18 protein-coding genes are annotated in these 25,833 nt (G+C 40.7%); 9 read left to right on the top strand and 9 right to left on the bottom strand.

The window, feature by feature from the left end; all coding sequences use genetic code 11:
• The first annotated feature begins 84 nt into the window (after positions 1-84).
• A complete protein-coding gene (locus V7K98_RS10960; RefSeq protein ID WP_335021604.1) occupies positions 85-729 on the top strand; it encodes a PEP-CTERM sorting domain-containing protein in 645 nt (214 codons plus the stop codon).
• 140 nt (positions 730-869) lie between these two features.
• On the opposite strand, the gene V7K98_RS10955 is transcribed toward V7K98_RS10960, so the two are convergent.
• From V7K98_RS10955 to V7K98_RS10935, 5 genes are all read right to left on the bottom strand, one after another.
• Positions 870-3,884: a hybrid sensor histidine kinase/response regulator gene (locus tag V7K98_RS10955; protein WP_335021756.1), complete on the bottom strand. Its 3,015-nt coding sequence runs from the start codon at positions 3,882-3,884 to the stop codon at positions 870-872.
• Positions 3,885-3,988: 104 nt separating this feature from the next.
• Positions 3,989-6,811, bottom strand: a complete 2,823-nt coding sequence (locus V7K98_RS10950) for a methyl-accepting chemotaxis protein (protein WP_335021602.1) — start codon at positions 6,809-6,811, stop codon at positions 3,989-3,991.
• 60 nt (positions 6,812-6,871) lie between these two features.
• Positions 6,872-7,369 carry a chemotaxis protein CheW gene (locus tag V7K98_RS10945; protein WP_335021600.1) on the bottom strand — a complete coding sequence of 166 codons (498 nt, stop codon included), beginning with the start codon at positions 7,367-7,369 and terminating at the stop codon, positions 6,872-6,874.
• Between the two features lie 4 nt (positions 7,370-7,373).
• Positions 7,374-7,751 carry a response regulator transcription factor gene (locus tag V7K98_RS10940; protein ID WP_012411883.1) on the bottom strand — a complete coding sequence of 126 codons (378 nt, stop codon included), beginning with the start codon at positions 7,749-7,751 and terminating at the stop codon, positions 7,374-7,376.
• A gap of 66 nt (positions 7,752-7,817) precedes the next feature.
• A complete protein-coding gene (locus V7K98_RS10935) occupies positions 7,818-8,885 on the bottom strand; it encodes a response regulator (protein ID WP_335021598.1) in 1,068 nt (355 codons plus the stop codon).
• Between the two features lie 814 nt (positions 8,886-9,699).
• On the opposite strand from V7K98_RS10935, the gene V7K98_RS10930 reads away from it, so the two are divergent.
• A complete protein-coding gene (locus tag V7K98_RS10930) occupies positions 9,700-10,311 on the top strand; it encodes a hypothetical protein (protein ID WP_335021754.1) in 612 nt (203 codons plus the stop codon).
• A gap of 258 nt (positions 10,312-10,569) precedes the next feature.
• On the opposite strand, the gene V7K98_RS10925 is transcribed toward V7K98_RS10930, so the two are convergent.
• Positions 10,570-10,938 (bottom strand): Dethiobiotin synthetase, encoded by a 369-nt coding sequence (locus V7K98_RS10925; RefSeq protein ID WP_335021596.1) that lies wholly within the window; start codon positions 10,936-10,938, stop codon positions 10,570-10,572.
• A 213-nt stretch (positions 10,939-11,151) separates the two neighbouring features.
• Here V7K98_RS10925 and V7K98_RS10920 point away from each other — a divergent pair, with 213 nt between their 5' ends.
• The 4 genes from V7K98_RS10920 (at position 11,152) to V7K98_RS10905 (ending at position 15,754) form a co-directional block, all read left to right on the top strand.
• Positions 11,152-11,388, top strand: a complete 237-nt coding sequence (locus V7K98_RS10920) for a hypothetical protein (RefSeq protein ID WP_335021594.1) — start codon at positions 11,152-11,154, stop codon at positions 11,386-11,388.
• 552 nt (positions 11,389-11,940) lie between these two features.
• Complete coding sequence (psaC, locus tag V7K98_RS10915; RefSeq protein ID WP_010997613.1) at positions 11,941-12,186, top strand: photosystem I iron-sulfur center protein PsaC; 246 nt, start codon at positions 11,941-11,943, stop codon at positions 12,184-12,186.
• Between the two features lie 488 nt (positions 12,187-12,674).
• Positions 12,675-14,555: a glutamine--fructose-6-phosphate transaminase (isomerizing) gene (gene glmS, locus V7K98_RS10910; protein ID WP_335021590.1), complete on the top strand. Its 1,881-nt coding sequence runs from the start codon at positions 12,675-12,677 to the stop codon at positions 14,553-14,555.
• A 158-nt stretch (positions 14,556-14,713) separates the two neighbouring features.
• Positions 14,714-15,754: a DNA cytosine methyltransferase gene (locus V7K98_RS10905; protein WP_335021588.1), complete on the top strand. Its 1,041-nt coding sequence runs from the start codon at positions 14,714-14,716 to the stop codon at positions 15,752-15,754.
• On the opposite strand, the gene V7K98_RS10900 is transcribed toward V7K98_RS10905, so the two are convergent.
• Complete coding sequence (locus V7K98_RS10900; protein WP_335021586.1) at positions 15,751-16,449, bottom strand: MAE_28990/MAE_18760 family HEPN-like nuclease; 699 nt, start codon at positions 16,447-16,449, stop codon at positions 15,751-15,753. The genes V7K98_RS10905 and V7K98_RS10900 overlap by 4 nt on opposite strands.
• A complete protein-coding gene (locus V7K98_RS10895; RefSeq protein ID WP_335021584.1) occupies positions 16,446-17,555 on the bottom strand; it encodes a DUF262 domain-containing protein in 1,110 nt (369 codons plus the stop codon). Before V7K98_RS10895 ends, V7K98_RS10900 begins: the two co-directional genes overlap by 4 nt.
• Before the next feature lie 187 nt (positions 17,556-17,742).
• Between V7K98_RS10895 and V7K98_RS10890 the strand changes: the two genes are divergently transcribed.
• On the top strand, positions 17,743-20,184 hold the full coding sequence (locus tag V7K98_RS10890; protein WP_335021582.1) for an ATP-dependent helicase: 2,442 nt from the start codon (positions 17,743-17,745) through the stop codon (positions 20,182-20,184).
• Positions 20,185-20,948: 764 nt separating this feature from the next.
• Here V7K98_RS10890 and V7K98_RS10885 read toward each other — a convergent pair.
• A complete protein-coding gene (locus tag V7K98_RS10885; RefSeq protein WP_335021580.1) occupies positions 20,949-21,617 on the bottom strand; it encodes a DUF1345 domain-containing protein in 669 nt (222 codons plus the stop codon).
• 361 nt (positions 21,618-21,978) lie between these two features.
• Between V7K98_RS10885 and V7K98_RS10880 the strand changes: the two genes are divergently transcribed.
• Both V7K98_RS10880 and V7K98_RS10875 read left to right on the top strand, forming a co-directional pair.
• On the top strand, positions 21,979-23,088 hold the full coding sequence (locus tag V7K98_RS10880) for a sugar ABC transporter substrate-binding protein (RefSeq protein WP_335021578.1): 1,110 nt from the start codon (positions 21,979-21,981) through the stop codon (positions 23,086-23,088).
• 127 nt (positions 23,089-23,215) lie between these two features.
• A complete protein-coding gene (locus V7K98_RS10875; RefSeq protein WP_335021576.1) occupies positions 23,216-25,789 on the top strand; it encodes a hybrid sensor histidine kinase/response regulator in 2,574 nt (857 codons plus the stop codon).
• The last annotated feature ends 44 nt before the right edge of the window (positions 25,790-25,833 follow it).

The following is a 25,833-nucleotide window of genomic DNA, read 5'->3' as shown; positions in this document are numbered from 1 at the left end:
ATCCCCATCAGTGGGGATAAATATCATACAAATAACAGGTGTAGATAATACATATACCCTAATTAGGATGCAAAAGAAAATTTGATGTTGAAAGCAAGGTTTTTTACAAAACAACTAATTATCGCTCTAGGGCTAGGATTGACCACTCTTTGTACCGCCACCCCTTCTAAAGCGTTCGTTTTGACTTATCAAGGTGATACAACAAATCAGCAAACTTGGCGGCGTACTGCACCTGGTGAGCCTCCCGATTTAGTAAGTGGTCAAAAAGATGGGACAATGGGTATGATTGTGCCCTACAGTGTTTTTGAATTCACAGTAGAACAATCAAGTTTATATACATTTGCAAGTACTGTACCTGGAGCTACGACATCTACTGATGGAGCCTGGGATAATTTTCTAGTTTTATATCAGGATAGTTTCAATGCCACTAATCAATTGACTAATGTCCTCATAGCAAATACTACTCCTAATAACGGCAGTTCGGCATTCAGCCAAGAATTAACCGCTCAACGTAATTACTTTTTAGTTACAACTGGTCGTAGAATAACTGACTTTGGCGTTTTTACAAATACAATCACTGGTTCTGGTAAAGTCGTACCAATTCCAGAATCGGATTCAATGTTTGCTCTGTTATTGGTTACTGGTGTCATCTATCTGAGAGTATCCAAATTTAAAAGCTTCACCACTCATTACGATCCGCGTTACCCCACCCTAACCCTCCCCTTATAAAGGGGAGGGAACCGGATTTCCTGTTTCCCCCCAATATATCGGGGGGATTGAGGGGGGTAAAACGGCTGTGGAATAAAGCTTCGAGCTTAAGCTGACACCAATGGCATCTTGCCCGCCCCACAATAAATAGTTTTATTTTTTTAATTAGAAGCTGCCTTTTCTGCCACATTACGAATTATTTCGTCCAGCGTTTGGAGTAATTCTTGCTCGTTATAAGGTTTAGAAAAGTAAGCCCGTGCCCCCAATTGCATAGCCAGTTGCCGATGTTTATTGCTGCTACGAGAAGTCAGCATTGCAACTGGAATATTTTTTGTATCAACATCTGAATTTACCTTTCCTAAAAAGCCATAACCATCTAGGCGAGGCATTTCAATATCACAAATTACCGCCTCAACTCTCAATCCACTATGGAGTTTTTCTAAAGCATCTTGACCATCTTTAGCTTGCTCTACTTGATACCCTCCCTTTTCCAGAGTTAGAGCTAAAAAGCGGCGAACGTTAATCGAGTCGTCTACGATTAAAATTGTGCCTTTCTGCTTCACAGATGCTGCTGATATTTTGTTTTCATCAAATATCAAGAACGGCGTTTTTAATCTTGCTGAGGGTAATTGAATACCTTTAGGAGTCCGGCGATTTGTAGCAATCCAATACAGCAATTCGTTAACATTAACTAGTGGCACTACTCGACCATCACCAAGAATTGTGCAGTTGCTGAAGCCTTCCGGTAAAGGTATATTTCCCTCAACTTGGCGAATAGCAACCTCTTGTTCGCCCCAGCAACGATCTATTTGGATTGCTACTGGCTGATTATTCCCTTTAACTACTAACACGCTATTAGCATTAATTGCTGCCGGAGTCTCTAATTCTGAGGTATCGTAGCGCAGGCAATTAAACTCTAAATAAGGAGTTAAGCGAATCAGTGGCAGCATGGTTCCTTGCCAATTTAGAACTTCGCTACCTGCCATTTGGAAAACTCGTTCGTTTTGGAGTAAGAATATTTCTGAAATGACATCTGTGGGAAATGCCAATAACATTTTGTTGATTTCTACCAGCAGAACTCGTGCAACGGAAAGTGTAAATGGTACTGATAGGGTGAAGGTAGTTCCAACTCCTGGTTCCGTATCAACTTTCACATCTCCTCGAATTAGTTTGAGGTTGTTACGAACTACATCCATGCCGACACCGCGGCCAGATAATGCTGTAACTTGCTCAGAGGTGGTAAAACCTGGTTCAAATATTAGTGATAATAGTTCTTCATCACTAGCATTTGCGAGTAAAGAAGAATCTAATCCCATAGCTAGGGCGCGGGTGCGAATTTTCTCTAGAGAAATGCCCCAACCATCATCACGGATGGTAATCAGGGTGCGATTACTGCGGTGACTAGCTGTAATTTCAATCAATCCTTGTTCTGGTTTACCCAAAAGGCGGCGGGTGTTAGAGTCTTCGATTCCATGATCGAAAGCATTCCTTAAGAGGTGCATTAAAGGTTCATTTAATGTTTCTAAAATGCTGCGTTCAATTAAAGTGTTGCCACCTTCAATTTTTAATTGGACATTTTTCCCATACTCTACATTTAAATCGCGCAAGGCTCTAGGAAAACGTTCGGTCAAATCGGACAGTGGCCGCATTCGGATATGATTTAGTTTTGTCTGTAACTGTTTAGATGTTTTGTTAATTTTACGAGCAATTTGGTCTGTATCATCTACACTTAGTTGCACATCAGTTGTAACTTCCTGTACCTGAACAATGGTTTCCATAACTTCCTGCGATCGCAGGTTTAAATCGTTATATCGATCCATTTCTAAGGCATCCAATTCTCTGTCTACACCTTCTGTTTGGTCGCTATTTTCAGATGGCGATCGCACTTGAGTAGAAATTTTGTTATAAGCTATACGTAAATCCTGATTTTCTCGGTCGAGAATTTGTACTCGCTGGTTCAGGTTACGTACAAGTTTGCGTAATCTTTCTAGCTGCGAGTTTAAGCCATTTCGCTGAACAATCAGTTCGCCAAATAAATCATTAATTTGTTCTAGTTGTTTGCTGGGAACTCGGACGCTATTTTCATGAACTTCCCGATCTTTAACAACGCCATTTGCCTCTTTAGCATCTGGAGGATTATTTTCTCTAGCAAATATAGGATTTTGCTCTGTGACATTGATAGCATTAACATCATCGGCAAATTCTGCATCTACAAATGTAAAATTAGCAGCGATACCTGTGCTGGGCGCTGCTAACGCTTCATCATTAGTCCAATTTTCTCTAATGTTTTCTGGTTGCCAAACAGATGTTGGCACTACTTCTGTATCGATGATATCTGTGTCTGCGGGGGGAAGCTGTGGTATTTCTGATGCTGCTGGTAATAAGGGCTGAGATTGCGTATAACTACCAAAGTCAAGTTCTGTAGGTAAGTTATCTAATTGATTTGTCAACACCAAAGCTTGCGATCGCCGCCATGCTTGCAATGCTAACTCGGCAATTTCGGGAATGCGATCGCTGCTAACCGTTTCCAATTGCTGCGTTACTGACTCACAAAGCTTGCTAAAAGCTACCAACTGGAGCATTTCACCCAAACCGCCCAATTCCGCCGCCATAATTACAACTTCTTCGTGCAATCCAGGCTGTTCGCTAGCTAATAAAGATTCTAGACGCTGCAAACACTCTTCTACTTCTGTGGCAAATAGCAAGGGAATGACATCTTGCCCATCCTCTGGGGATAGCATACTTGACGCATCCTCCGGGGTGGGATCGCCTAAGCGATCGTGCAACTCATCAAAAACTGGGTAACAAAAGGTTGCTAACCACGCATCTTCAACCACATTTCCTTCTGCAAGCAATTCGACAATCTGCCGCAGCCAATCAACTCCAGATAGCAATAAACTTTGCAACTGGGTGTCAATTTCTAGAGAATTTTTTTTAGTTTTTAAAACTTTAAAAGAATCTTCTAAACGGTGAGATAAATGACTTAGGGATTTAAATCCCATCATCCCCGCGCCACCTTTAATAGAATGAGCAGCCCGGAGTGCAGCATTGATTTTATCTAAATCAATGCGGTTACTAGTATCAATTTCCAGCAATACCCCTTCTAAGGTATTTAAGTAATCAGTTGCTTCTTCCAGAAACTGCATCTGGATTTCTAATTCTTTGTCTTGCAGCATAATTTTTGTTAATAGTCGTTGGGCATTGGGCATTGGGCATTGGGCATTGGGCATTAGTTTTGGACAAATGACTAATGACTAATGACAACGAACAAAGGACAAACTTAACTAACTTTGAAAGCCTCGACAGTCTCTTGCAACTGCTGAGAAATTTCCACAGTTTGTTGCAGAGATTGGGAAACTTGGTGAGAAGAATCGCTGGTGCGTTGTGATATAGCAGCAATATCTTTCATCAATTGGCTAACACTTTGCGATGTTTCAACCTGAGATGCAGTTGCAGTGGAAATCGACTGCACTAAGGAGTCAATTTGAACTGATACATCCAAAATTTCACTCAGACTTTGTTTAGCCTCCTCCACAATTCGAGTCCCTTCCACTACTTGAGTAGTGCCTATTTCCATCGCTAGCACCACTTCACTGGTTTCTCGTTGGATATTTTCAACAATTTGTTCAATTTCTTGGGTTGCTGCGGCACTCCTGACTGCTAATTCGCCGACTTCTTCCGCAACTACGGCAAAACCTTGACCTTCTTCACCCGCACGCGCTGCTTCAATACCGGCGTTAATGGCTAGTAAGTTAGTTTGAATGGCGATTTGGTTAATCAAGGAAACCACACGGGAAATTTGTTGCGAAGATTCTCCCAAACGTTTCACTTTCTTAGCAGTTTCACCCACAGTTTCCCGCAAAGACAGGATATTTTGTACTGTTAAATCCATCGCGTGTCCACTCTTGGTAGCGGTGTGCGCGGCATGATTAGCCACGAAAGCAGCTTTTTCAGCACTTTCGGCTACAGCTTTCATGGATTGGGTCATTTGGTCAACAGCATCAAGGGTGCGGTTGATTTCGGCAGCTTGGGTAAGCGCTTCTTCTGCTAAATGGCGGATGGCTCCTTCATTAGAGCCAATGGCAGTATTAACGTGGGTAGCAGCTTGTTGAACTTGGGTAACAATATCTCGGAGGCTTTCGACAATGGAGTTGAAAAAGTCGGCAACAGTGCCTATTTCTCCGGCTGTCACGTCTGCACGTACAGTCAAGTCACCTCTGGCTGCACCTTCTACGTCGTTGAGCAGTTCTAAAAGTTGCTGTTGCAGTGTTTCTTTTTGATGCCGTTCATCATCAGAATCGGTAAATGCAACATTCCTAACTTGTTCTATCTCTTCTAATAACTTCGCTTGTTCTAAGGCGTAACCAACTTGAGTTGCTATTTGTTGAAACAAGTCAATTTCCGGCTGTTGCCAAACACGTGGAGTTTCGCAATGATGAGCAATTAATAAGCCTAAAAGTTGCTCTTTGGCAAGAATTGGTACAACCAAATTACCTTTGACAGAAAATTTTTCTAAAAGTTGAATGTAACTGTTGGCATTTTTCAAACTTTGGTCTTGATGAATATTTGCAACTGATTGCACCTGTCCATCACGATAAGTTTCTACATAACGTTCCCGAAAATAAGGATCGTCGATTTTCACTCCGAGCATTTCTGGCCAATTACCAGTTACCGATTCCGCAACAACAACGCCATCCCGCTTATCTGGATTCAGACTATAAATGATTACTCGATCTGTTTTTAGCACTCGCTGAACTTCTTTCACTGCTGCATGATAGATATCTTCAGTTTTGAGACTTCTCCGAATTTGTAGGGTAATATTTGCTAATAATTTTGCCCCTTCAACGTCTACTTCCTGTTCCTTAACTAATACCTGCAATTGTTCAGCCATAAGGTTAATGTTTGCACTCAATACCCCTAATTCGTCTTCACTTTCGATTTCCACACGGGTATTAAATTTACCTTGACCCAGCTTTGCTAATGCCGCAGTTGCAGTGAGAATTGGCAGTGTAGTCAGTTTAGCTAACCGAGATGCGATCACACCCACAATTAATGCTGTCAGTGCTGTACCGATGGCTATAGTCCACAACAATTGTCTTTGCGGCTCAAATACAATTGCTGTATCTGTAGACAAAAGTACTTGCCAGTTTAAATCAGGTAAGCCATCTACCTTAGTGGCTGGTACGTAACTGACTAATTCTTCTTTTTTCTCAGTTTTGGGAACATCTATAAAACTATCTACCTTGTTTGCTGCTAGCAGTTTCGGTAAATTAGAATACTCTTCCTTTGCGTCTTTCCCCAGTAATTCCTTTTGGGGACTCAAGAAAACTGTTCCTGAAGCATCAAGTAAATGGTATTGTTGTCCATTGACCACGTAGTTTTTGATAACTTCCTGTAAGGATTTTACAGGCATCCTTGCTCTTACCACACCAATGGTTTTACCTGTCCTTGTCTCTTTAACAGGTGCAGCTATATAAATACTCACTACACCAGTATTTTTGGCTGCTTCCGGTTTACTGATAACAGGAGTATCTTTTTGTAAAGCGTCTTGAAAGTAGGTAAAGTCTTTTTGGTTATCTAGAGGTTCGCCTGTAGATTGGACAATCAAGTTACCTTGACGATCAAAAACAGCAATGCTGTCATAAGCTTTGTAGGCCTCGACAATTCGATCTAAGACTGCTTGCTTTTGTGAATTGCTGATACTACCTTGGGAGCTTGTTAAGAAAGGTAAACTTGATATTACCTGAATATCTCCGTAGCGTCCCGACATGAAGCGGTTAATTTTATCACTTAAACCAGTGGCTTCAGCTTGTTGAGACTGGGTAATTTGCTTAGTAATGGACTTGTTGGCAAAAGTAAAAGCGATCGCACCGATGCCCAATATTGGTATTGTACCAATTGCGATCGCTAAAATAGTCGCTTTCTTAGCCAATCCGAGTTTTGTAAAAAAGCCAAAACCCTGATTTAGCGAAGAATTATTAGCCGTTTCGCTATTATTCTTAGTTGGTAACTTGATGGCACCACCAGTTATTTTTTGGGATGAAATTAGTGATGCTCTATTTTGAGCGCCACTACCTTGATTTCCGTTGGTTTTATTAAACATAAAAGCAGTTCTCCTAACTATGTGAATAAGAACACTAAAAATCCTTTTTAGTAGTACACCCTAATCACTGCGGAGAATAGAAGACTGCACAATTGCCTGTCCATCTAATACCAGCAATATTTCTTCTTGTTGTACAACACAGCCACATAAATAAGGAACTAAACTGGATGCTACTTGTCCTATAGGCGATTGAATATCATCAGGAATGAACTTAGTTGTACCTTTGATTTCTTGCACAACTAAACCTAACACCAATGATTCCACTTGGATAACGATCGCACTGTACTGCCGCAGTCGATAATCTAGAGATTCTAAATTGAGCATTCTTGGCAAATCAACTACCCAAATAATTCGACTCCGCCAATTCATTAATCCTAATATGCAGGTGGGCATATTAGGCATTGAGGTTACAGATTCGATAGGCACAAGAATTGCTTCTTGTGTATGTTTCATTGATAAAACAGCAGCAGTCTGTTGATTTAGTTGAAACTTAAGATAACCGTCTGCTAAATTATTTTGAGTTGGTTTTAAGGGAAGTGTAATGTTTAGACTAGTCATTGATTTAAATTACCACTGATTTAATAGTACGTAACAGATGTTCACGCGTATAAGGTTTAGTTATATAGGCATCTGCACCTTGTCTCATCGCCCATAAACGGTCAATTTCTTGATTTTTGGAACTACAAATAACAATCGGCACTTTTGCAGTAATCGGATTTCTTCTTAGAGAACGACACAATTCAAATCCGCTCATTTCTGGCATTACAACATCAGTAACGATCGCATCTGGTTTTTCTAACACAGCTTTTTCTAAACCCTCTTTTGCACCACTTGCTTTAATTACGTTGTAACCACTCTCTTTGAGATAATGGCTCATTAATTCCAATTCACTGGGAGAATCTTCTACAATCAGAATTGTGCCAAGTAAAGTTAGGCTCACTATTAAATCTCCTAAAAAAGAACTTAAGGCGATTAAACTTGGTTATAGTTATTGTTTGTTACTAAATTAACCAAGATGTTTAAAAACCATTTTTAGCAATTCTGATTGTGTAAAAGGCTTAGTCAAATATCCTGATGATCTGACCATTTTCGCCTTTGCCCTGTCGATAAATCCTGTTCTACCAGTCACCATAATGATAGGCGTATGTTTAAAAGCTGAATGTTTCCGCAATAAGGAACATAGCTCATAACCATCTAAACTTGGCATCTCAACATCTAACAAAATCAGATCGGGCTTACTCCGCAGAATTTGCATTAAAGCCTTCACCGGATCGTTGATCGTTACAACAGAAAATGTGTTTTCATCCAAAAAGTGTTTGATAGAATTCAAAACTGTTTGGCTATCATCAATGCAGGCAATTGTATATAGTTTTTTGCCAGCAAGTGGCTGATTATTTTTATTATTTTGAGGAATATCAAAATTGATTGGCATCGGCAATTTTTGCCCAAGTTTTATTTGCAGTTGTGGCTGAACTTGAGACGGTTGTATTTTAGATAAAACTTGAGAACCTGCACCAGCCGGAATTGATGACTGGATATTTTGCCGATTTCGTAACTGCTTTTGACAGTATTCAACAAGTAACCGTAAATCCAGGCGACAGAACTTTGGTAGTTCATCCAAAGAGCTTTCCGGGCTGAATTCATAGCTACCTTCTTTTAAGCATAGAAATGATTCCAGTACATCTTTTGCTAATTCATCTATCAGGTTTGCTGCTTGCACAGTGGTGATATAGTCCTGATTTACTAACCAACAAATAGCTTGGTAATCCGCATTGGGTATTGATTGATGTTCATTCTTAGTCTCAAACATCAGCCGCATCTGCACACGAGTGGCGCTGTTGAGAGTAGGAATTTGCTGGCTTAAGCGTCGCAAGTGACTGTCAAGCCGCTCAAACAGTTTATCTGAATAGGAGGCATAAGTAAGTTTACCGTCCTCTAGATAAATTGACCAAGAAACTATTCCAGTAAATATGCTTAAGCACCCTGTAGCACGCCGGCTAGTTAATTGTGCCAACAGAGATAGCGGATGTAGTTTCTGGAACAACCTGTAGCTACCTATAGGAGTTGTGCTCATTTTGCTTTTACTTCAGCTAAATTCAATACGTGTACGCTAAATTTGTATAGAGTTATTCCACAATTTAAATCAAGTGAGAAACATCAAATTTTTGTATTTTAAAGTACATCAGTTGATATTTATGGTTTGTGGTGAAACTCAACGAAAACAGCGTTATTTTCAAACGATCAAATCTCAGCAAATTCGTAAATTATTATTAATTTACTTCCTCTTACTGAGATTTACAGACATCCTTGGAGAATAAGACATAAAAATGTCAAGACTAGATGAAGCCACTTTCCATTGAGTAAGCCCAATCTGACCACAGGAATAATACTGATTTTCTTAAAAAAATATATTTGAACTTCTGTATTTACACTTAAGTAAAATCGAGTTTATAAGCATAAAAGTACTAACTAAAGCTACTTTTAATTAAATAGATCCGTTATGACTACAGGGATAATACTGATTTCTTTGATAGAAATAAAACACAATTCAGAGTAACTAATGACTAGATTCAGAAAAAGGTATGAAATTAATCAAGTCTCCAATTGAATTTTTCTGGTTGTCCAAAAAACTTCTGCGATCGCTAGTTTATTCGTACTGTCAATGTTGTGTGAGTGCGACCAAGAATTTAATGCTATTGCTATTGAACGCAACTCTTTACGTGGTGAGTTGAACTACGTAATTAAGCTTAGAATTCCTGCTTAATTGTTGAAGTTATTTTTACATAACTCCTAAGTAGGGTTGACGCTTGAAATAATCTTGCTGAAAAACGGGAAGACTATGGTTACTCCCTAATAAGGAAATTTCCATGAAAGTCGTGAATAGAAAAATGCTGAAAAAATTTTTGCTGAACTTTTTAATTTTGCCTGCTTCTCTTGTTCCCTGGCTGTCTATGGGAATACTGGGAAATTCCCAAGCCAATGCTTTACCAGGGCAAAGTACAGAAGAAGTAGGCACTTGGATTAAAGCACATCCAACACTCCAGCCCAGGAGTGGGGAGAAATTGTTTGTGCAAAAGACTGATACTGCTGCTCAACGATTCACTTTTCAAGCGTCGGTATTGCCCCCTGGTAGGGTGGAATTTTCTAAAGACCGTGGCACAATTCGCAGTGAGCGCATTTCCATGTATGATGCCATTAACGGCATGTCATTTGCGCGTCTCCAGGAATCTTTGCGGGTGATTTATGGCTTGGAGATTTATCAAGACTACGATCGCGCCCAGGTAGTGTACGAGTATCCCAACCAGAAGGTAGTTAACTCGGCGCGTCTAGCCAAAACTCCCATTCGGGAAGCTTTGAAGGGAGAATTACGAGTAGGCGATCGCTATGTATATTGGGTAGAAATTGCCCAACCCAAGACTGGCAAAGCTTTTACCGGTCAAATGACGGTTTTGCTCAAAACTGATCTCAACAAATTAGAAAGTGAACTGCAAGTTCGGTAATGGGAATTGGGAATTGGGAATTGGAAATTGGGAATTGGGAATTGGAAATTGGGAATTGGGAATTGGACACTTGTACTGAGCGAAGTCGAAGTAAGGCGAAGTATTAAGCTAATCGTCATTCATTTTTCCAGAATGATTCGCTTGTAGTAAGGGCTTCAGCCCTGCTTTTATGCAACTTAAATGCTGATTAGCTTAGTTATTCTTTCTCCCTCATCTCCCTCATCCCTTTTCCACTTAAAGGTTGCTGAAAATGGTGTTCTATAGCTTGCCAAAGCTTATAGGGGCTAGGGTTTGCCATATACCTGAAAAGATACTTTCCGATGCTAAGGAAATTCGTAGCAAATCTTCCTTTAGTAGTGGCGGCCAATCTATACCAGCTTTACGCCCTGCGGCAAATAGCTGTTGTGCCTTAATGCTTAACTGATAAAGGGTCAAAGCCAGTTCTCGGTCTAGGGTCTTTGCATCTTTAAGGGCTTCAAACACCACTTTCAATGCCAACAAAATTGAGGTGATCTGACCGGGTACCGGCGGTTTCCCCTGTTTCATACGCGTTAACAGCGCATCTGGGTTTTCCTCGGTTGCAATTGTCTGATCTATGAGGAGTTTCCGGGCTGTTTCGTAATTCATGTAGTCAGTTTAGCGTACATTTTGCTTCAGCAGTAATACCTAATTGAAAAGTCATATAATTGGCTTCTAGTTATTTATAGCAATCTCATTTGATTTGTGAAAAGATATGCTTGGAGAAAATAATGGAGAATTTGCGATTCTCTAGGTTAACCAGATAAACTGACATATAATCATATCTTTCAAAAATACCCCCTGCTTGGAATCAGAAGCCAAATGACATCACTGAATTTACTAGAAATTGAGCGTTCCATCCGTGCCTTGTCTGTGGAAGAACAACTTTGGTTACTAGAAAGTATTGCTCGACAAATCCGGGAAAATGAGTATAAAAAAGAGCAATTGTCTGATATTAAAAATCCTGAAGAAGAACTGAAAGTGATGGTTGATCAACCAGAAATTCCAATAAAAATTGCTGCGATCAGTGATGAATTTGCATTTTCTGAAATCCTCTGATATATAACAAGAAAAATTATGACTTTGACAGATTTAAAAAGTTAAATATACAGCTTTTATAGATTATCTGGTTTTTCTCGTTCCCAGTCTCTGACTGGGAATGTCTAATGGATGTACCGCCGCCTCTAGACTTGGGGCAGAACTATCAATGTCAAAGCATTATTTGAGTTATTGACTTATTGTCAAATTTTTGAATTGAACAAACTCAATAAATATAGTATTTTTTACAACTAAATTTAGGATTGCTATAGTTGCCAATCAATAGATACCATACATAATTTCTGCATCTATTTTTGTAGATTTATTTTTATTTCATTTAGCTTTACTATTAAACTCCATTATGGTATAAGCCTACGGTAAATACGCTCATCGGATGTTGCTAATTAATAAGACAATAGGGACAATACCGGAAAAGCAACTTATTAAGGGTACTCATTACATTGTTTGAAGTTATGTAGCCTTTTGATTACGGCCTATCAACGACTGCGGTAAACTATGCGTTGATTATGATTCTTTCGCAGAGAAGAACACTCGGAAGGAGCGATTTTTTCAATGTCTCATACCGTAAAAATCTACGATACCTGCATTGGCTGCACCCAATGCGTCCGCGCTTGCCCTACTGATGTACTTGAGATGGTTCCTTGGGATGGCTGTAAAGCTGCTCAAGTTGCCTCTTCACCCCGTACAGAAGACTGTGTTGGCTGTAAGCGCTGCGAAACCGCTTGTCCCACCGACTTTTTAAGCATCCGGGTTTACCTGGGCGCTGAAACAACTCGCAGTATGGGTCTGGCTTACTAAAAAGCTAGTGCCGAGTTCTGGGTGCTGAGACAAAAAGAAGTAAATCAAAAAAACTAATTTCTTGATTCTTCACTCAGAACTCGGAACTCGGAACTTAAGACTTGGAAGTGTGTCAATAGCAAGCACCTTGAGCGCCGTAGAGTGGATACTACCGACTTTACGAAATCTTAATTTTAGATTGGGGATAAAAATCTCTGGGTACTTAAATCCTAGAATCTGTATTTATACTGTCAGGTTAAAAGCTGACTGTAAATCTGCTTTAAAAGCCCAAAATCCATAACAATACCTAGTGGTCTGTCAAACCCATTTTGACGTTTGGAAAGACGCGATAAATCGCCGTCTCTACAGAAGATTTATTCGTCAATTATTTTTTGACAGACTACTAGTGGTAGAGGGAGTAATATTACTCCCTTTTTTCTTTGCAAAACGTCAAGTTTGTGCCTAACACTATACTGGATTTAATCATCCTGAAAAAAACGGTGTGAACAATGTGCGGAATCGTTGGATATATAGGCACTCAAGCGGCGACAGACATTTTACTCGCTGGGCTGGAAAAACTAGAGTATAGGGGCTACGATTCTGCTGGAATCGCCACTATCTGGGAAGGTGAGGTTAATTGTGTGCGGGCAAAGGGCAAACTGCATAACTTGCGTTCTAAACTAGAACAAATAGAAACCCCTGCCCAAATTGGTATTGGTCACACACGCTGGGCAACTCATGGTAAACCAGAAGAATACAATGCCCATCCCCATTTAGATACGGCGAAGCGAGTGGCGGTGGTACAAAATGGCATTATTGAAAATTACCGCGACTTACGCGAAGAACTCAAAGCAAAAGGACACCAATTTCTTTCTGAAACTGATACTGAAGTAATTCCCCATCTCATAGCCGAATTTTTAAAGAATATTCCCCCGTCATCTACCTCATCTCCCTTTTTAGAAGCTATTCGCCAAGCCGTTAACCACTTGCAAGGGGCATTTGCGATCGCAGTTATTTCTGCTGATTACCCCGATGAATTGATTGTTGTCCGCCAACAAGCGCCTTTGGTAATTGGTTTTGGGCAAGGGGAATTCTTTTGTGCATCTGATACGCCTGCGATCGTTGCCTACACCCGTGCAGTGCTACCTCTGGAAAATGGCGAAATTGCTCGCCTCACACCTTTGGGCGTTGAGATTTACAATTTTGCTGGCGACAGGTTGAAAAAACAACCCCGGTTGCTGAACTTCAATCCCGCAATGGTAGAAAAGCAGGGATTCAAACATTTCATGCTCAAAGAAATCCATGAGCAACCAGGGGTAGTAAGAGCGAGTTTAGATGCTTACTTTAATCCAGCCGAATCTGCCGAATCACCAATCAATCTTGGTTTACCTGCGGATTTCTACACTGATTTAGAACAAATTCAGATTGTCGCCTGCGGTACTAGTTGGCACGCAGCATTAATCGGCAAATATTTACTTGAACAATTAGCCGGAATTTCTACTCAGGTACATTACGCTTCTGAGTATCGCTATGCACCATCGCCTTTGACATCTAATACTTTGATCGTTGGCGTTACCCAATCAGGTGAAACTGCTGATACCCTAGCAGCTTTGACTATGGAAAAAGAACGTCGTCAGGGAAAAGAACCTAAATATCAAGCGCGACTACTGGGTATTACCAATCGACCTGAAAGCAGTCTCGGTCATCTAATGCCGCATGTCATCAGTACTCTAGCGGGAATTGAAATTGGGGTGGCGGCGACAAAAACTTTTACTGCTCAACTGATGGCATTTTATGCTTTGGCATTAGATTTAGCAGCTCGTCGTCAGACGGTTTCAAAAGATACATTAGAGAAAATTATTAATGGGTTGCGGCAGCTTCCGAAAGAAATTGAGGCGACTTTGGCAAATCAAGAAAGTTTAACCGAACAGTTAGCCCACGAATTTGCTGAAACCAAAGATTTCATTTTTATAGGAAGAGGAATTAACTTCCCCATTGCTTTGGAAGGGGCATTGAAATTAAAAGAAATTAGCTACATTCACGCCGAAGGTTATCCGGCTGGAGAGATGAAGCATGGCCCGATCGCACTTTTAGATGCGAAAGTACCAGTAGTTGCGATCGCAATCCCTGGTAGTGTGTACGAAAAGGTTATTTCTAATGCCCAAGAAGCCAAAGCTAGAGATTCTCGGTTAATTGGCGTGACTCCCGTCAACGATGGTGAAGCTGCGGAAATCTTTAACGATCTTCTTCCCATCTCTCATGTAGACGAATTACTTTCTCCGATTCTCACAGTAGTTCCTTTGCAATTATTGGCTTATCATATTGCCGCCCGTCGCGGTTTGGATGTCGATCAGCCCCGGAATTTGGCCAAGTCTGTAACGGTGGAATAGTCTATTAATAGAGGTAGTAGCGTTTAATCGCTACTACAAGCCAATGTGCAATTCCTCATAATTTTTTGAGGACTACCTGAAAAAAACCTTTGTTGTAGTCATTGTAAAAATGAGCTAGTCTAGCTAATTGGGCTATATATGGCAACAAGAGGAAGTAAATGGTTAGCAGCATCTCTACAGTAGATCTGTTTTGTGGTGCTGGAGGACTAACTCATGGGTTTGAGCAAGCAGGTCTTCCAGTCAAAGCTGGATATGATATCGATCCAGCTTGTAAATTTCCATACGAGTACAATAATAAAGCAAAATTTATACTGCAAGATGTAGAACATCTTAGCGGTTCTGATCTCGCAAAGCATTTTTCTGGCAGCAGCGTTAGAGTTTTAGCAGGATGTGCCCCTTGTCAACCATTTTCAAGTTATTCAAGACGTTATAAGGATAAAGAATCAAAGTGGAAGCTATGCCGTGATTTTGCTCGTCTGGTAGAAGAATGTGAACCAGAGATTATTTCAATGGAAAATGTGCTTCAGTTAAAACACCATCCAGTATTTCATGAATTTATAGAAAAATTAGAAAAGTTAAACTATTTTTTGGAATCTTATGAAGTTAACTGTCTAGATTATGGAGTCCCTCAATCTCGAAAGCGATTAGTTTTACTGGCTTCAAAATTTGCCAAAGTTAACTTAGTTCCACCAACACATAATGCAGGAAGATACGAAACAGTAAGAAAAGTTATTGAACATCTTGAACCACTTTCGGCGGGTCAAAAATCTAAGATAGACCGACTCCATCTATGCAGTAAGCTATCTAATCTGAATCTTCGTCGTATTCGTGCTTCAAAACCCGGAGGAACTTGGCGAGATTGGCCTAGAGAATTAATTGCAGAATGCCATACAAAAAAGAGTGGTAAAACTTATCCTGCGGTATATGGTCGGATGGAATGGGATCGACCTAGCCCGACTATCACTACACAGTGTTTTGGATTTGGTAACGGTCGTTTTGGACATCCTGAACAAGATAGGGCTATATCTCTTAGGGAAGCAGCATTACTACAAAGTTTTCCAGCAAATTATGAGTTTGTCGCCCCCAATGAGGCTTTAGGGTTAAGTCATATAGGTCGATTGATTGGAAATGCTGTTCCTGTTAAACTAGGCGAAGTTATCGCTAAAAGCATACTAAATCACCTTCAAGTTGTCCGTTAAGGATTTCCTCTAATAGATAAATCCAAATAATCCTTATTAACTAAATACTGTTCAATATTTTGTAGAATTTGTCTCAAATATCTAATCACTTTACTCTTAATCTCTAGAAGCTCATCAGCAGTTTTGTCTCGTCCTACCTCTGCAAAAGATTTAAAGCCATGTGCCAACAGATTTCTGTTTGTTTTAATAGTTACTAAATCACTTCCATGTGCTGTTTTCGCATAGTCAGTTGTATGTGAAAATCCATACTCATCCGCCGTAGCTCTGATTAATTTTCCATCAATATTGCCTGAAAATAGATTTTCTTTATCAAATCCAGCAGTAATAATATCAATAGAGATAGCTGTGATGCTCGAAAATATTTTGTCAGGATTTCGTTTTTTGAGGTTTTGAAGGACTATTTTCTTAAGTTCAGGTGTAATTTGATCGTAGGAAACCCCTTTACTGCTAAGTTCATCAAATATTGTTTCGATAGCATTTCGCATTGTTGCTTCCACAAGATTATAGAGCAATAAAAACCCGCTTGCTTTCAAAGTTTTTATTAACTCAGAATCAATTTTTCTAATTTTCGAGTTTCCTTGTTTACCTTGCATACTTAATTTAGTAGTGCCATCTTCTAAGGTCTTCAAAAAAATAAAATATTTGCTTACTTCTTTAGAGCGTTCATTGAAATCCTGAAATAATGCACTGGTCATAATTTACCGAGAAGTTGATCGCGCACATACTCAATACGCTTAATTACTTTAGGTCTGGAATTACTTGCATCTGACGTGGTGTAATCCTTAAATTCTGGTGAGTCAAGCCACTGCATTGATTGAGGTTTAAGATCGTTTTTTTCTCTCAGCGCAAGTGCAACACCTACAGAAATTGCCTCAAATCTAATTCTTGGTGTTCTTACATGTCCTTCTTTTTTGCTAAATCCATTTGGCAAATATTGTTCAACGAAATCTAACATTGCGTGAAATTGATTTCGCATAGCTTCTCTGTCTATTCCACTATGGTTATGTTTCTCTAGATATTCATTCAGAAAAAGATTAACGCGTCTTTCAAAATTATTGTAGTTATCTAAGTAAGCGAAGAAACGTAACACAAATTCCTCTGGTTCACGTTTATTAATAAGTACTTTTGAGAATGGACATAGCTTGCGAAATTTAGGATCTTTAGCAAGTTCTTCAAGAAGATTAACAAATGGGCCTGGAGATATACCTCTACGCTTCTCCATGTCGTTTAGTTCGACACTACCTGTATTGATCCGTTCAAACAGATCCCTTCTTGTTTCTTCATCAGCTTTATCCGTTAGTACAATCATGCGAATCGTAGCCCGATTGAAGCGTCTTCTTCGTGCCAGTGGTAAATCTTTAAATTTAAAGTCGTTAAGTTTTTGTAGTTTGTCTAGCTCACAAAGCTTTAACTCATTATTTATGAATCTGTCTAGTGTACGAATACGCTGAGTACCATCAACAATTTCTAACCGAGCTTCATCATCACTATCATCATCATCTTTTGGTCGTAAATCAGCAACAAAAATATATGGAATTGGTAGTCCTAGCATAATAGATTCAATAAACTTTGACTGCCGAGATTCTTCCCAAATCATCTCCCGTTGATAGTCTGGTATATACAACTCATTAATGTCCTCATTCAGCCCATCTCTATATTTTTGGACAAGTACTTCTACTGGATACTCTTTTGTGTCATAATCAACTATTTTTTGTTTTTCACGAATTTCCGCTTCTGCGGCTTCTCTTTGCTCATCCGTGATCTCTGGTTCTGGTGGTGGTATATTTGAGGCTTTTGCCATCTTGCTCTCCAATTTGGATAGAGTAGATTGATCAGAGTAGAAAAGGCTTAGGAATTCATTCTATCACCTGGCATATTCACTCACCTATTCGTAAGAATAAGCTGTTCTGTATCTAGTTTTATAGGGCAACATAAAGCAGCAAACGGGTTCAGGTGCTAAATTATTCTTCTAAATATAAAATTTTGATATGTCAGACTCTAAATTTACTAATCCTGTGGCTCAAGAATCCCTGCATTCAGAATTGTCTGAGCGATCGCCAGTTCCTAATCTGCGAGAGAAAATTCTCGCAATCCGCAACAGTCTCCGCCCTGGACAACAACAAATGGCTGACTGGGGATCTGGCCCTTTGGCTATTTCTGCCGTTCCTGGCGCAGGTAAATCTACTGGGATGGCGGCGGCAGCAGCGATCGCGATCGCCCGTCAATATGAACGCTATGCCCAGTCGCGCCCATCCTCGCGTCGTCATTTGGTAGTTGTCACCTTTACTCGTTCTGCTGCTGCCAATATTAAAGCGAAGATCCGCAAATTCTTACGAGATGATTTATCCCTACCTCAGACGGGATTTTTCGTCTATACCTTACATGGTTTAGCGTTGAACATTGCTAGCCGCCATTCTGATTTATCGGGTTTGCAGTTAGATAATGTCACATTAATTACGCCAACCCAAAGTCATCGCTTTATCCGAACAGCCGTAGAACAATGGATTGTAAATAATCCCAGAACATATCTGCGGTTATTAGAGGGTCATCAATTTGATGGAGAAGAGACAGAAAGGTTGCGTCGTCAATCGGTGCTGCGAACAGAAGTATTACCAGAATTGGCTAATACAGTAATTCATGAAGCAAAAAGTTCTGGGATATCGCCCGAAAAATTACGGGAGTGGAGTAGACAAACCACAGATGAATATACAATTTTGAGCGTGGCGGCGGGATTGTATGAGCAATATCAAAACTTAATGCGATCGCGTGATTTCATTGACTACGACGATATGATTTTAGCCGCACTGCGCGTTTTAGCAAATGACAGCGCCCGCCGGATCGAGCAAAACCAAGTTTTCGCCGTCTTTGAAGACGAAGCCCAAGATTCTAGCCCCCTACAGACGCAGCTGTTAGAAATTTTGGCGAGTGATGGGGGAGATAACTCTCAGCACTCCTCACTCCTCACTCCTCACTCAGCACTCAGGACTCAGCACTCAGCACTCAACTTAGTCCGAGTTGGCGATCCAAATCAGGCGATTAACTCTACTTTTACTCCAGCCGATCCGATTTATTTTCGGCAATTTTGCGAAGAGTGCGATCGCATCGAACGATTGGCAACGATGGATCAAGCTGGTCGCAGTAGTAGAATTATCATTGAAGCCGCGAACTTTGCTCTGAAATGGATCAATAATCAGTCGTTAGCAAAAGCGAATAACGGACAACAGACTCCTGAGAATCGACAAGTACCATTTCGCTTCCAGACAATTCGCCCTGTTGAAACTGGAGATCCGCAAAAGAACGCCAATCCAGCACCAATAGGACGGGGATTAGAACTTTATACCCCGCGTGACATTCATCACACTGTTGAATTGTTATCTGAAAGAGTCGTTGAGTTATTTGGTGAAGATCCTACACAAAATAGTGCAGCAATTTTAGTGCGAGAAAATCGCCAAGGAAGATGGTTAGGAGAAGCTTTAGCATCTGTGTGCAAAGAGCATAACATTACACTTTACGATGTGGGAGAACGCGATCGCCGCTCTCATGTTCCCCAAGAAATTTTAGCATTGCTGCAATTTTGCGATCGCCCCCACTCCCCCGATTACCTCAAAGCCGCATTAGAAGCATTAGTACAGCGCCAGTTAATTCCTACCCAAGACCTCAACGCCCTTGCTAGTCTCCCAGAAGAATTTTTGTATCCTGGCCCCCTAGCAGCACCCCAGACAGAAACAGTCGAAAAAGCCGCACGTTTGTGTCGCAATTTACTTCGCGCCCGCCTGGAATTGCCCCTGTATCAGCTAATATCCTTTCTCGCCTTGACCTTAAATTACGATCAGGCAGAATTGGCAACTGCTGACAAACTTGCAGAACGGGTAAATCAGCAGATAGCTGGCAATAGTTCGATGGGGGGAATGCTATCAGCTTTAAGTGAAATCGTCAGTTCCGAACGGTTTGAACCAGTGGAAACCGAAGACTCGGAAGAACGTTACACTCGTCGCGGTCAACTGACTATTATTACGATGCACAAAGCCAAAGGGCTGGATTGGGATTATGTATTTCTTCCGTTTCTCCACGAAAACTTGATTCCTGGTAGATTTTGGGTTCCTCCCCAAAGCCAGTTTTTAGGAGATTTTACCCTATCAGAAGTAGCCCGCGCCCAAATTCGGGCTGCTCTCCACGGAGAATCTACAATACCAGATGTTACACAAGCATGGGAACAAGCAAAGCACTTGAAAATATCTGAGGAGTACCGTTTACTATATGTTGCGATGACACGGGCCAAGCGTATGGTGTGGATGTCAGCAGCGCAGAAAGCCCCCTTTACTTGGAGTAAACCAGAGAATTTACAAGAACAAGCGCCTTGTCCAGTTTTCCCAGCATTAAAGCGGCAATTTCCTGAATGTGTGGTGAATTTAGCGGTAATGGCTAAATAAGTGCGATCGCACTTATTTAGCTGGCTCAGAGGTTGTTTTAAAAGTATTTCACAGTAATTTTAGGCACTTGTTGATCCCCCCTAACCCCCCTTATAAAGCTATAGGTATGCCGAAATAACAAATGGGTATGCCGAAATAACAAATGAGTATGCCGAAATAACAAATGGGTACGCCGAAATAACAAATGGGTATGCCGAAATAACAAATGGGTACGCCGAAATAACAAATGGGTATGCCGAAATAACAAATGAGTATGCCGAAATAACAAATGGGTATGCCGAAATAACAAATGGGTATACCGAAATAACAAATGGGTATACCGAAATAACAAATGGGTTCGCCGAAATAACAAATGGGTTCGCCGAAATAACAAATGGGTTGGTATAACCCTCACTTCTCTACGAGACGCTTTGCTTCCACGTTCGCGGAGCGTCTCGTAGAGAAGTGGTAAGCTGTTCCACATTTAACTTGTACAACTAGGGCGCTCATGTTGCCATTGGTGTCAACTTAACGGGAAACCCTTGTAAAAATTGGATATTGAGTTCACTTCCTATCACGATCCGCGTCACCCCACCCTAACCCTCCCCTTATAAAGGGGAGGGAACTAGATTTTCCGGTTTCCCCCCTTTATAAGAGGGGATTAAGGGGGGTAATTTGACTCGATGATCTCAAGTTAAATTCATGTTAAAAAACTTGCAATAGAATTTCCTTTTTCTGGAAGTAAAGAAGCAAATAATCATACTTTTGGCTGATTCAAGCGATTTTTAAATCAGCGATGCAATGATATTGATGCTCATCGCTAAAATTGTGGTATTGAAAAAGAAAGATAATATGCTATGTAACAAAGTCAAGCGCCTCATAGCAGGTGATGTTGTCTGCACATCTGAAACTTGACTTGTCATGCCAATTACAAATGAATAATATAAAAATTCCCAATAGTCTGGATAGTCGTTATTAGGAAAATCTAAACCTTTGGTGATTTCTTCATCATTACTATGATTAATATATTTGTAATAACTGTGTGCATATTGCACTGCAAACATCGTATGCACTAGTAACCAGGAACCGACAATGGTTATAATTGCAAGTACGACATGTAGGGTAAGCAGAATTATTGACAACCCTTTTTTATCTGTTAGTAAAAACCCAATAGCTAAAACACTAGCACAAGCCGCAGCTATCACTAACATGAATATAGCTAAATGTCCTTCATATTCATTCTCAGAATAACGGCGAATTTTTTCTGGGGTAGCCCTGCCCATTTTCCACCACGTTATGGCTAAGAAAAAGTCAATACCGGAGTTCCAAGCGCAGAGTATGCGAGTGGGTAAGTGTAACCAACGCGGAAGGATTACTGAAACTAATACAGCTAGTCCGATAGCAATTATCAGTCTAGGTCGAGAGTCAAAGTTTTTAAATAAGTTACGTTTCACAAATATTTTGCACCAATTGATGGCGATTAGGAATAGTACCCCAGTTGCTCCTATTTGGAGAACCTGAACGCTTATTTTTACGTTTTTTTTCCACAAGTTTGTGGCTTACTGATTTTTTGATTGAGTAAGTTTCGACATCATCATCTCCGTTAGAATACAAGCCTTTTTGGGTAACTTAAATAGGAAATCAAACAAATAGTATGCTGTGGCGCAAATTTGCCTACCTTTAATCAGGGGATTTTGCGGTAGGTGGATTTTTACCAAGCTGTACAACGATGACTCACGACGGTGTTAGAGACATCTATAAAAGCTCTTACACCTTTGTTTATACCTAAAATATTACTTGTCTAAAGGGGACATAATGAATGAACCTACCGATCAGTGGCGTTTAGCGATCGCTAAAATTATCCAACCACATCGTCCTAATATCATGCAACGACGGCATTTCCTTAAGCTTTCTGGCTTGGGTGGCTTAGTTTTTTGTTCATTAAGTGCTTGTCGTCCAACAACAACCAAACTAGAATCGTCAGCTACCCAAACCTCTAAAATTCCATCTACACCGCAAACTCAATCTACTCAGCTTTTCAAACAAGAGATCAAAGCAACCCGACCTTGGAATCTGGTTTTGATGATTAAAGATGAGCAAGATCCCTACCAAGTCCAGCTTAAACAAGGGGCTGAAAAAGCAGCACAGGATTTTGGTGTAAATGTCAAGGTCTTGGATAACAAATGTCAGACATGCGTTGACCTGCAAATCAAAACAATTTCAAATGCGATCCAGCGAGGTCATCTGGATGGGCTAATTATCGTAACGGTGGATTCGGTGAAATTAGTCCGTGTGGTGGAAAAAGCCATTGATGCAGGCATCTCTGTAATTGCTATTGATATACCCATTAATAGCGATCGCCTTGTCAGTTTTGTAGATTTTGATAATTTTGCAGCCAGCCAGCAGTTAGGACAATGGGTAGTTAAGCAACTCAAAGGTCGTGGTCGCGTGCTGATCTTAAATGGGGTTCTAGAACAACAAAATGCCTTAGAACGACGCAATGGCTTTCTTGCTGGTTTAAAGCAAGGAGATATGGAAGTATTGGATATGCAATCTGCCCATTGGGAACAGAAGGAAGCAAAAGCGATCACAGCCAATTGGCTGAAGCAGTTTCCCAATATTGATGTGATTTTTGCAGCTTGCGACACGATGGCATTTGGTGCTAGAGAAGCAGTTGTAGAAGCCAATGAAAAGAAAATCCAGATTCTCAGCTTTGATGGAACTCGTCCGGCGCTAGAAGCAGTTCATCAAGGAGCGATCGCTGCAACGGCCATGCAACAACCTCTGCCGCAAGCTCGTTTAGCTGTACAAATGATGATCCGTCATCTCCAAAACGGCGAAACTTTTCCCCCAACCGTTAAAATTCCTCCACCTCCTGTAATTACTCAAGATAATGTCCAAGAGTATTTAGCTAAGGCAGTATAGCGTTTCTTAATCATACGAGTTACATCATAGCCCCCTCCTTGCTTGCGGGGAGGGGGTTGGGGGTGGGGTTCAGTACCTACTCAACTGAGAACCGCTATAATCCAAATTTTAATTTTCAGAAATATATATGACAGATTACCGAGCTTGGCTACAAAAAACTCGAAATAAAATTTACCCCTCTGTCTTTTTGAGTCGGCAGATTGTCACTAGAACCCTGATTTTGAGTTTAATTGCGATATTTGGTATTGGTTCCACTATGGCGCTAGGATTAAGAGCAACGGGGGAAAAAATTCAGCGACAATTGGATGTTGCTAGCGCCGAAGCAGCCCGCACTTTTGACCTATTTTTACTCAATATTCAGAGCGATTTGATTGCCACTAGCGCCTCACTTTCCACAACGAAAACGGCAACTACCGTCAATGATATTCTGCGTAGTATGATATCGCGCAATGTGTCTTTTACTAACGTCAGACTTGTTAGTCTAGAGGGGAAAATTTTAGCTCAACAGAGAAGATTTAAAGAACAACAAGAGACTCAAATTTTACAACAACCGTGGTTAAAAGTCTTTCAGAAAGGGAAGCTTGTTTATAACGGGGTTGTCAACTTTAACAATAATTTTCCCTCTTTGGATATGGCAGTTCCAGTAGGTGATGATATTGGACTTCCTAAAGCTACGCTGATCGTCACTGTAGACTTAAGCCAACTTTTGGATAAAGCACTAGCGATTCAAGTCGGCAGAATGGGATACGTTTATATAACCGATGAAACAAGTCAAGTAATTGCCTACCGGAATCCCCGATTACAAGGGCAAGGGATGACTCTGAAAAAGCTGATAAAGCTCACTCCTGAAAAAATTGCCCAGGATGGAATGCAGCCATACAAAGGGTTGAGTGGAAGGTTAGTATTTGCCTCGGTGCGATCGCAGGAAATAGTCCCTTGGTTTGCGATCGTTGAACAACCCGTAATAGAAGCAATGGCTCCTTTGCTATTACCAGCAATCTTTTCCTTAGCGATCCTAATGATTGTTGGGCTGACAATTTACAACACCATCACATTTACCCGGCATCGAATTAGCCTCAGATTAGACTTACTCCGCAATGCTGCAACTCTGATGGCCAGTGGTGAATGGCAAACTAAACTAGAGATTCAATATCAAGATGAACTTGGGGAAGTTGCTCGGGCTTTTAATAATATGGCAGGACAACTGCAAGAGGCTTTTGAAACTTTAGAACAACGGGTGCAAGAACGCACAGGCGAACTAGCGATCGCTAAAGAAAAAGCCGATACTGCTAATCAGTCTAAAAGTGAGTTTCTGGCAAACATGAGTCACGAACTCCGCACTCCCCTAAATGGAATTCTCGGCTATGCCCAGATTTTGCAACGTTCTAAAGCATTAGGTGAGCCGGAAAAGAAGGGGGTTAGTATTATCTATCAGTGTGGTTTTCACCTTTTAACATTAATCAACGACATACTCGATTTGTCAAAAATTGAAGCTCGTAAACTCGAACTCAATCTAGGAGAAATTAATCTATCTTCTTTCTTAGAAGATGTCATCGAAATTTGTCGAGTGCGAGCCGAACAAAAGGGAATTAGCCTTGTTTATAAACCTAATTCAGAAATTCCTAGCGGCATTCGCACCGATGAAAAACGTTTGCGGCAAGTATTAATTAATCTGTTGGGGAATGCCATCAAGTTTACCGAACGAGGAAGTGTTACCTTTCGCGTCACAGTTAAAGAGCAATCCAATATCCCCATACCTCTGCACAAAATTCGCTTCGAGATTGAAGACACGGGTGTGGGAATGACTCCCGAACATTTAGAAAAAATATTCTTACCTTTTGAGCAAGTGGGAGATATGAAAAAGCAAGGTGAAGGAACGGGTTTAGGATTGGCAATTAGCCTAAAAATCGTCTCCTTGATGGGTGGCCAAATTGAAGTCAAAAGTGACTATGGCAAAGGGAGTACCTTTTGGTTTGAACTTGAAGTACCAGAAGTAAAAAATTGGGTAGAGCAGCCAATAAGGTTGAGTCAGGGGAATATCATTAGCTATCAAGGACAGAAACGTAAAGTGCTGGTGGTGGATGATAAGTGGGAAAATCGCTCAGTAATTGTCAACTTACTCCAACCCATCGGTTTTGAGGTGATTGAAGCCAGCAATGGGCAGGAAGGCTTAGATAAAGCGGTGGAATTGCAACCAGATATAGTAATCACCGATCTAATTATGCCCGTCATGCATGGCTTTGATTTTCTTAGAGCGTTGCGTCTATCTCCACAACTAAAAGATGTGGTAGCGATCGCTTCTTCTGCCAGTGTATTTGAAGAAGATCAGTTTAAGAGCTTGGATGCAGGAGCTAACGCTTTTCTACCCAAACCCCTGCAAGCAGACATATTATTAGAAATGCTCTGCCAATATCTCAAGTTGGAATGGGTGTATGAACAACAATCTGAACAAAAAAATCCCCGATCGCAACCGTTAATTGAAACACCCCACAATCAACTGGTGTCTCCTCCTTCTGAAATCCTCACACAGCTTCATCAATTCAGCGAAGAAGGTGATTTTGATGCGGTGGTAGCAGTAGCAGAGCAATTACAGCACTCCTATCCAGAATCGATCGAATTCGCACAAAAATTAATTCAGTTAACCGAAGATTGTCAAATAAAACAAGTACGGGAGTTAATTTCCCAAGCTCTCAATCCATAAAAATGTCCTTTGATTCCGCTAGCTTACACGTTGAAACCGATAGT

This window comes from Nostoc sp., assembly GCF_036917435.1.
Lineage (GTDB): Bacteria > Cyanobacteriota > Cyanobacteriia > Cyanobacteriales > Nostocaceae > Nostoc.
This window is presented reverse-complemented; position numbering and strand designations above follow the sequence as displayed.

Bases quoted from the DNA above. Each gene is read 5' to 3' on its own strand.
- V7K98_RS10960 (WP_335021604.1), top strand. From the start codon at position 85: ATGTTGAAAGCAAGGTTTTTTACAAAACAACTAATTATCGCTCTAGGG.
- V7K98_RS10955 (WP_335021756.1), bottom strand. From the start codon at position 3,884: ATGCTGCAAGACAAAGAATTAGAAATCCAGATGCAGTTTCTGGAAGAA.
- V7K98_RS10950 (WP_335021602.1), bottom strand. From the start codon at position 6,811: ATGTTTAATAAAACCAACGGAAATCAAGGTAGTGGCGCTCAAAATAGA.
- V7K98_RS10945 (WP_335021600.1), bottom strand. From the start codon at position 7,369: ATGACTAGTCTAAACATTACACTTCCCTTAAAACCAACTCAAAATAAT.
- V7K98_RS10935 (WP_335021598.1), bottom strand. From the start codon at position 8,885: ATGAGCACAACTCCTATAGGTAGCTACAGGTTGTTCCAGAAACTACAT.
- V7K98_RS10930 (WP_335021754.1), top strand. From the start codon at position 9,700: ATGCTGAAAAAATTTTTGCTGAACTTTTTAATTTTGCCTGCTTCTCTT.
- V7K98_RS10925 (WP_335021596.1), bottom strand. From the start codon at position 10,938: ATGAATTACGAAACAGCCCGGAAACTCCTCATAGATCAGACAATTGCA.
- V7K98_RS10920 (WP_335021594.1), top strand. From the start codon at position 11,152: ATGACATCACTGAATTTACTAGAAATTGAGCGTTCCATCCGTGCCTTG.
- psaC (WP_010997613.1), top strand. From the start codon at position 11,941: ATGTCTCATACCGTAAAAATCTACGATACCTGCATTGGCTGCACCCAA.
- glmS (WP_335021590.1), top strand. From the start codon at position 12,675: ATGTGCGGAATCGTTGGATATATAGGCACTCAAGCGGCGACAGACATT.
- V7K98_RS10905 (WP_335021588.1), top strand. From the start codon at position 14,714: ATGGTTAGCAGCATCTCTACAGTAGATCTGTTTTGTGGTGCTGGAGGA.
- V7K98_RS10900 (WP_335021586.1), bottom strand. From the start codon at position 16,449: ATGACCAGTGCATTATTTCAGGATTTCAATGAACGCTCTAAAGAAGTA.
- V7K98_RS10895 (WP_335021584.1), bottom strand. From the start codon at position 17,555: ATGGCAAAAGCCTCAAATATACCACCACCAGAACCAGAGATCACGGAT.
- V7K98_RS10890 (WP_335021582.1), top strand. From the start codon at position 17,743: ATGTCAGACTCTAAATTTACTAATCCTGTGGCTCAAGAATCCCTGCAT.
- V7K98_RS10880 (WP_335021578.1), top strand. From the start codon at position 21,979: ATGAATGAACCTACCGATCAGTGGCGTTTAGCGATCGCTAAAATTATC.
- V7K98_RS10875 (WP_335021576.1), top strand. From the start codon at position 23,216: ATGACAGATTACCGAGCTTGGCTACAAAAAACTCGAAATAAAATTTAC.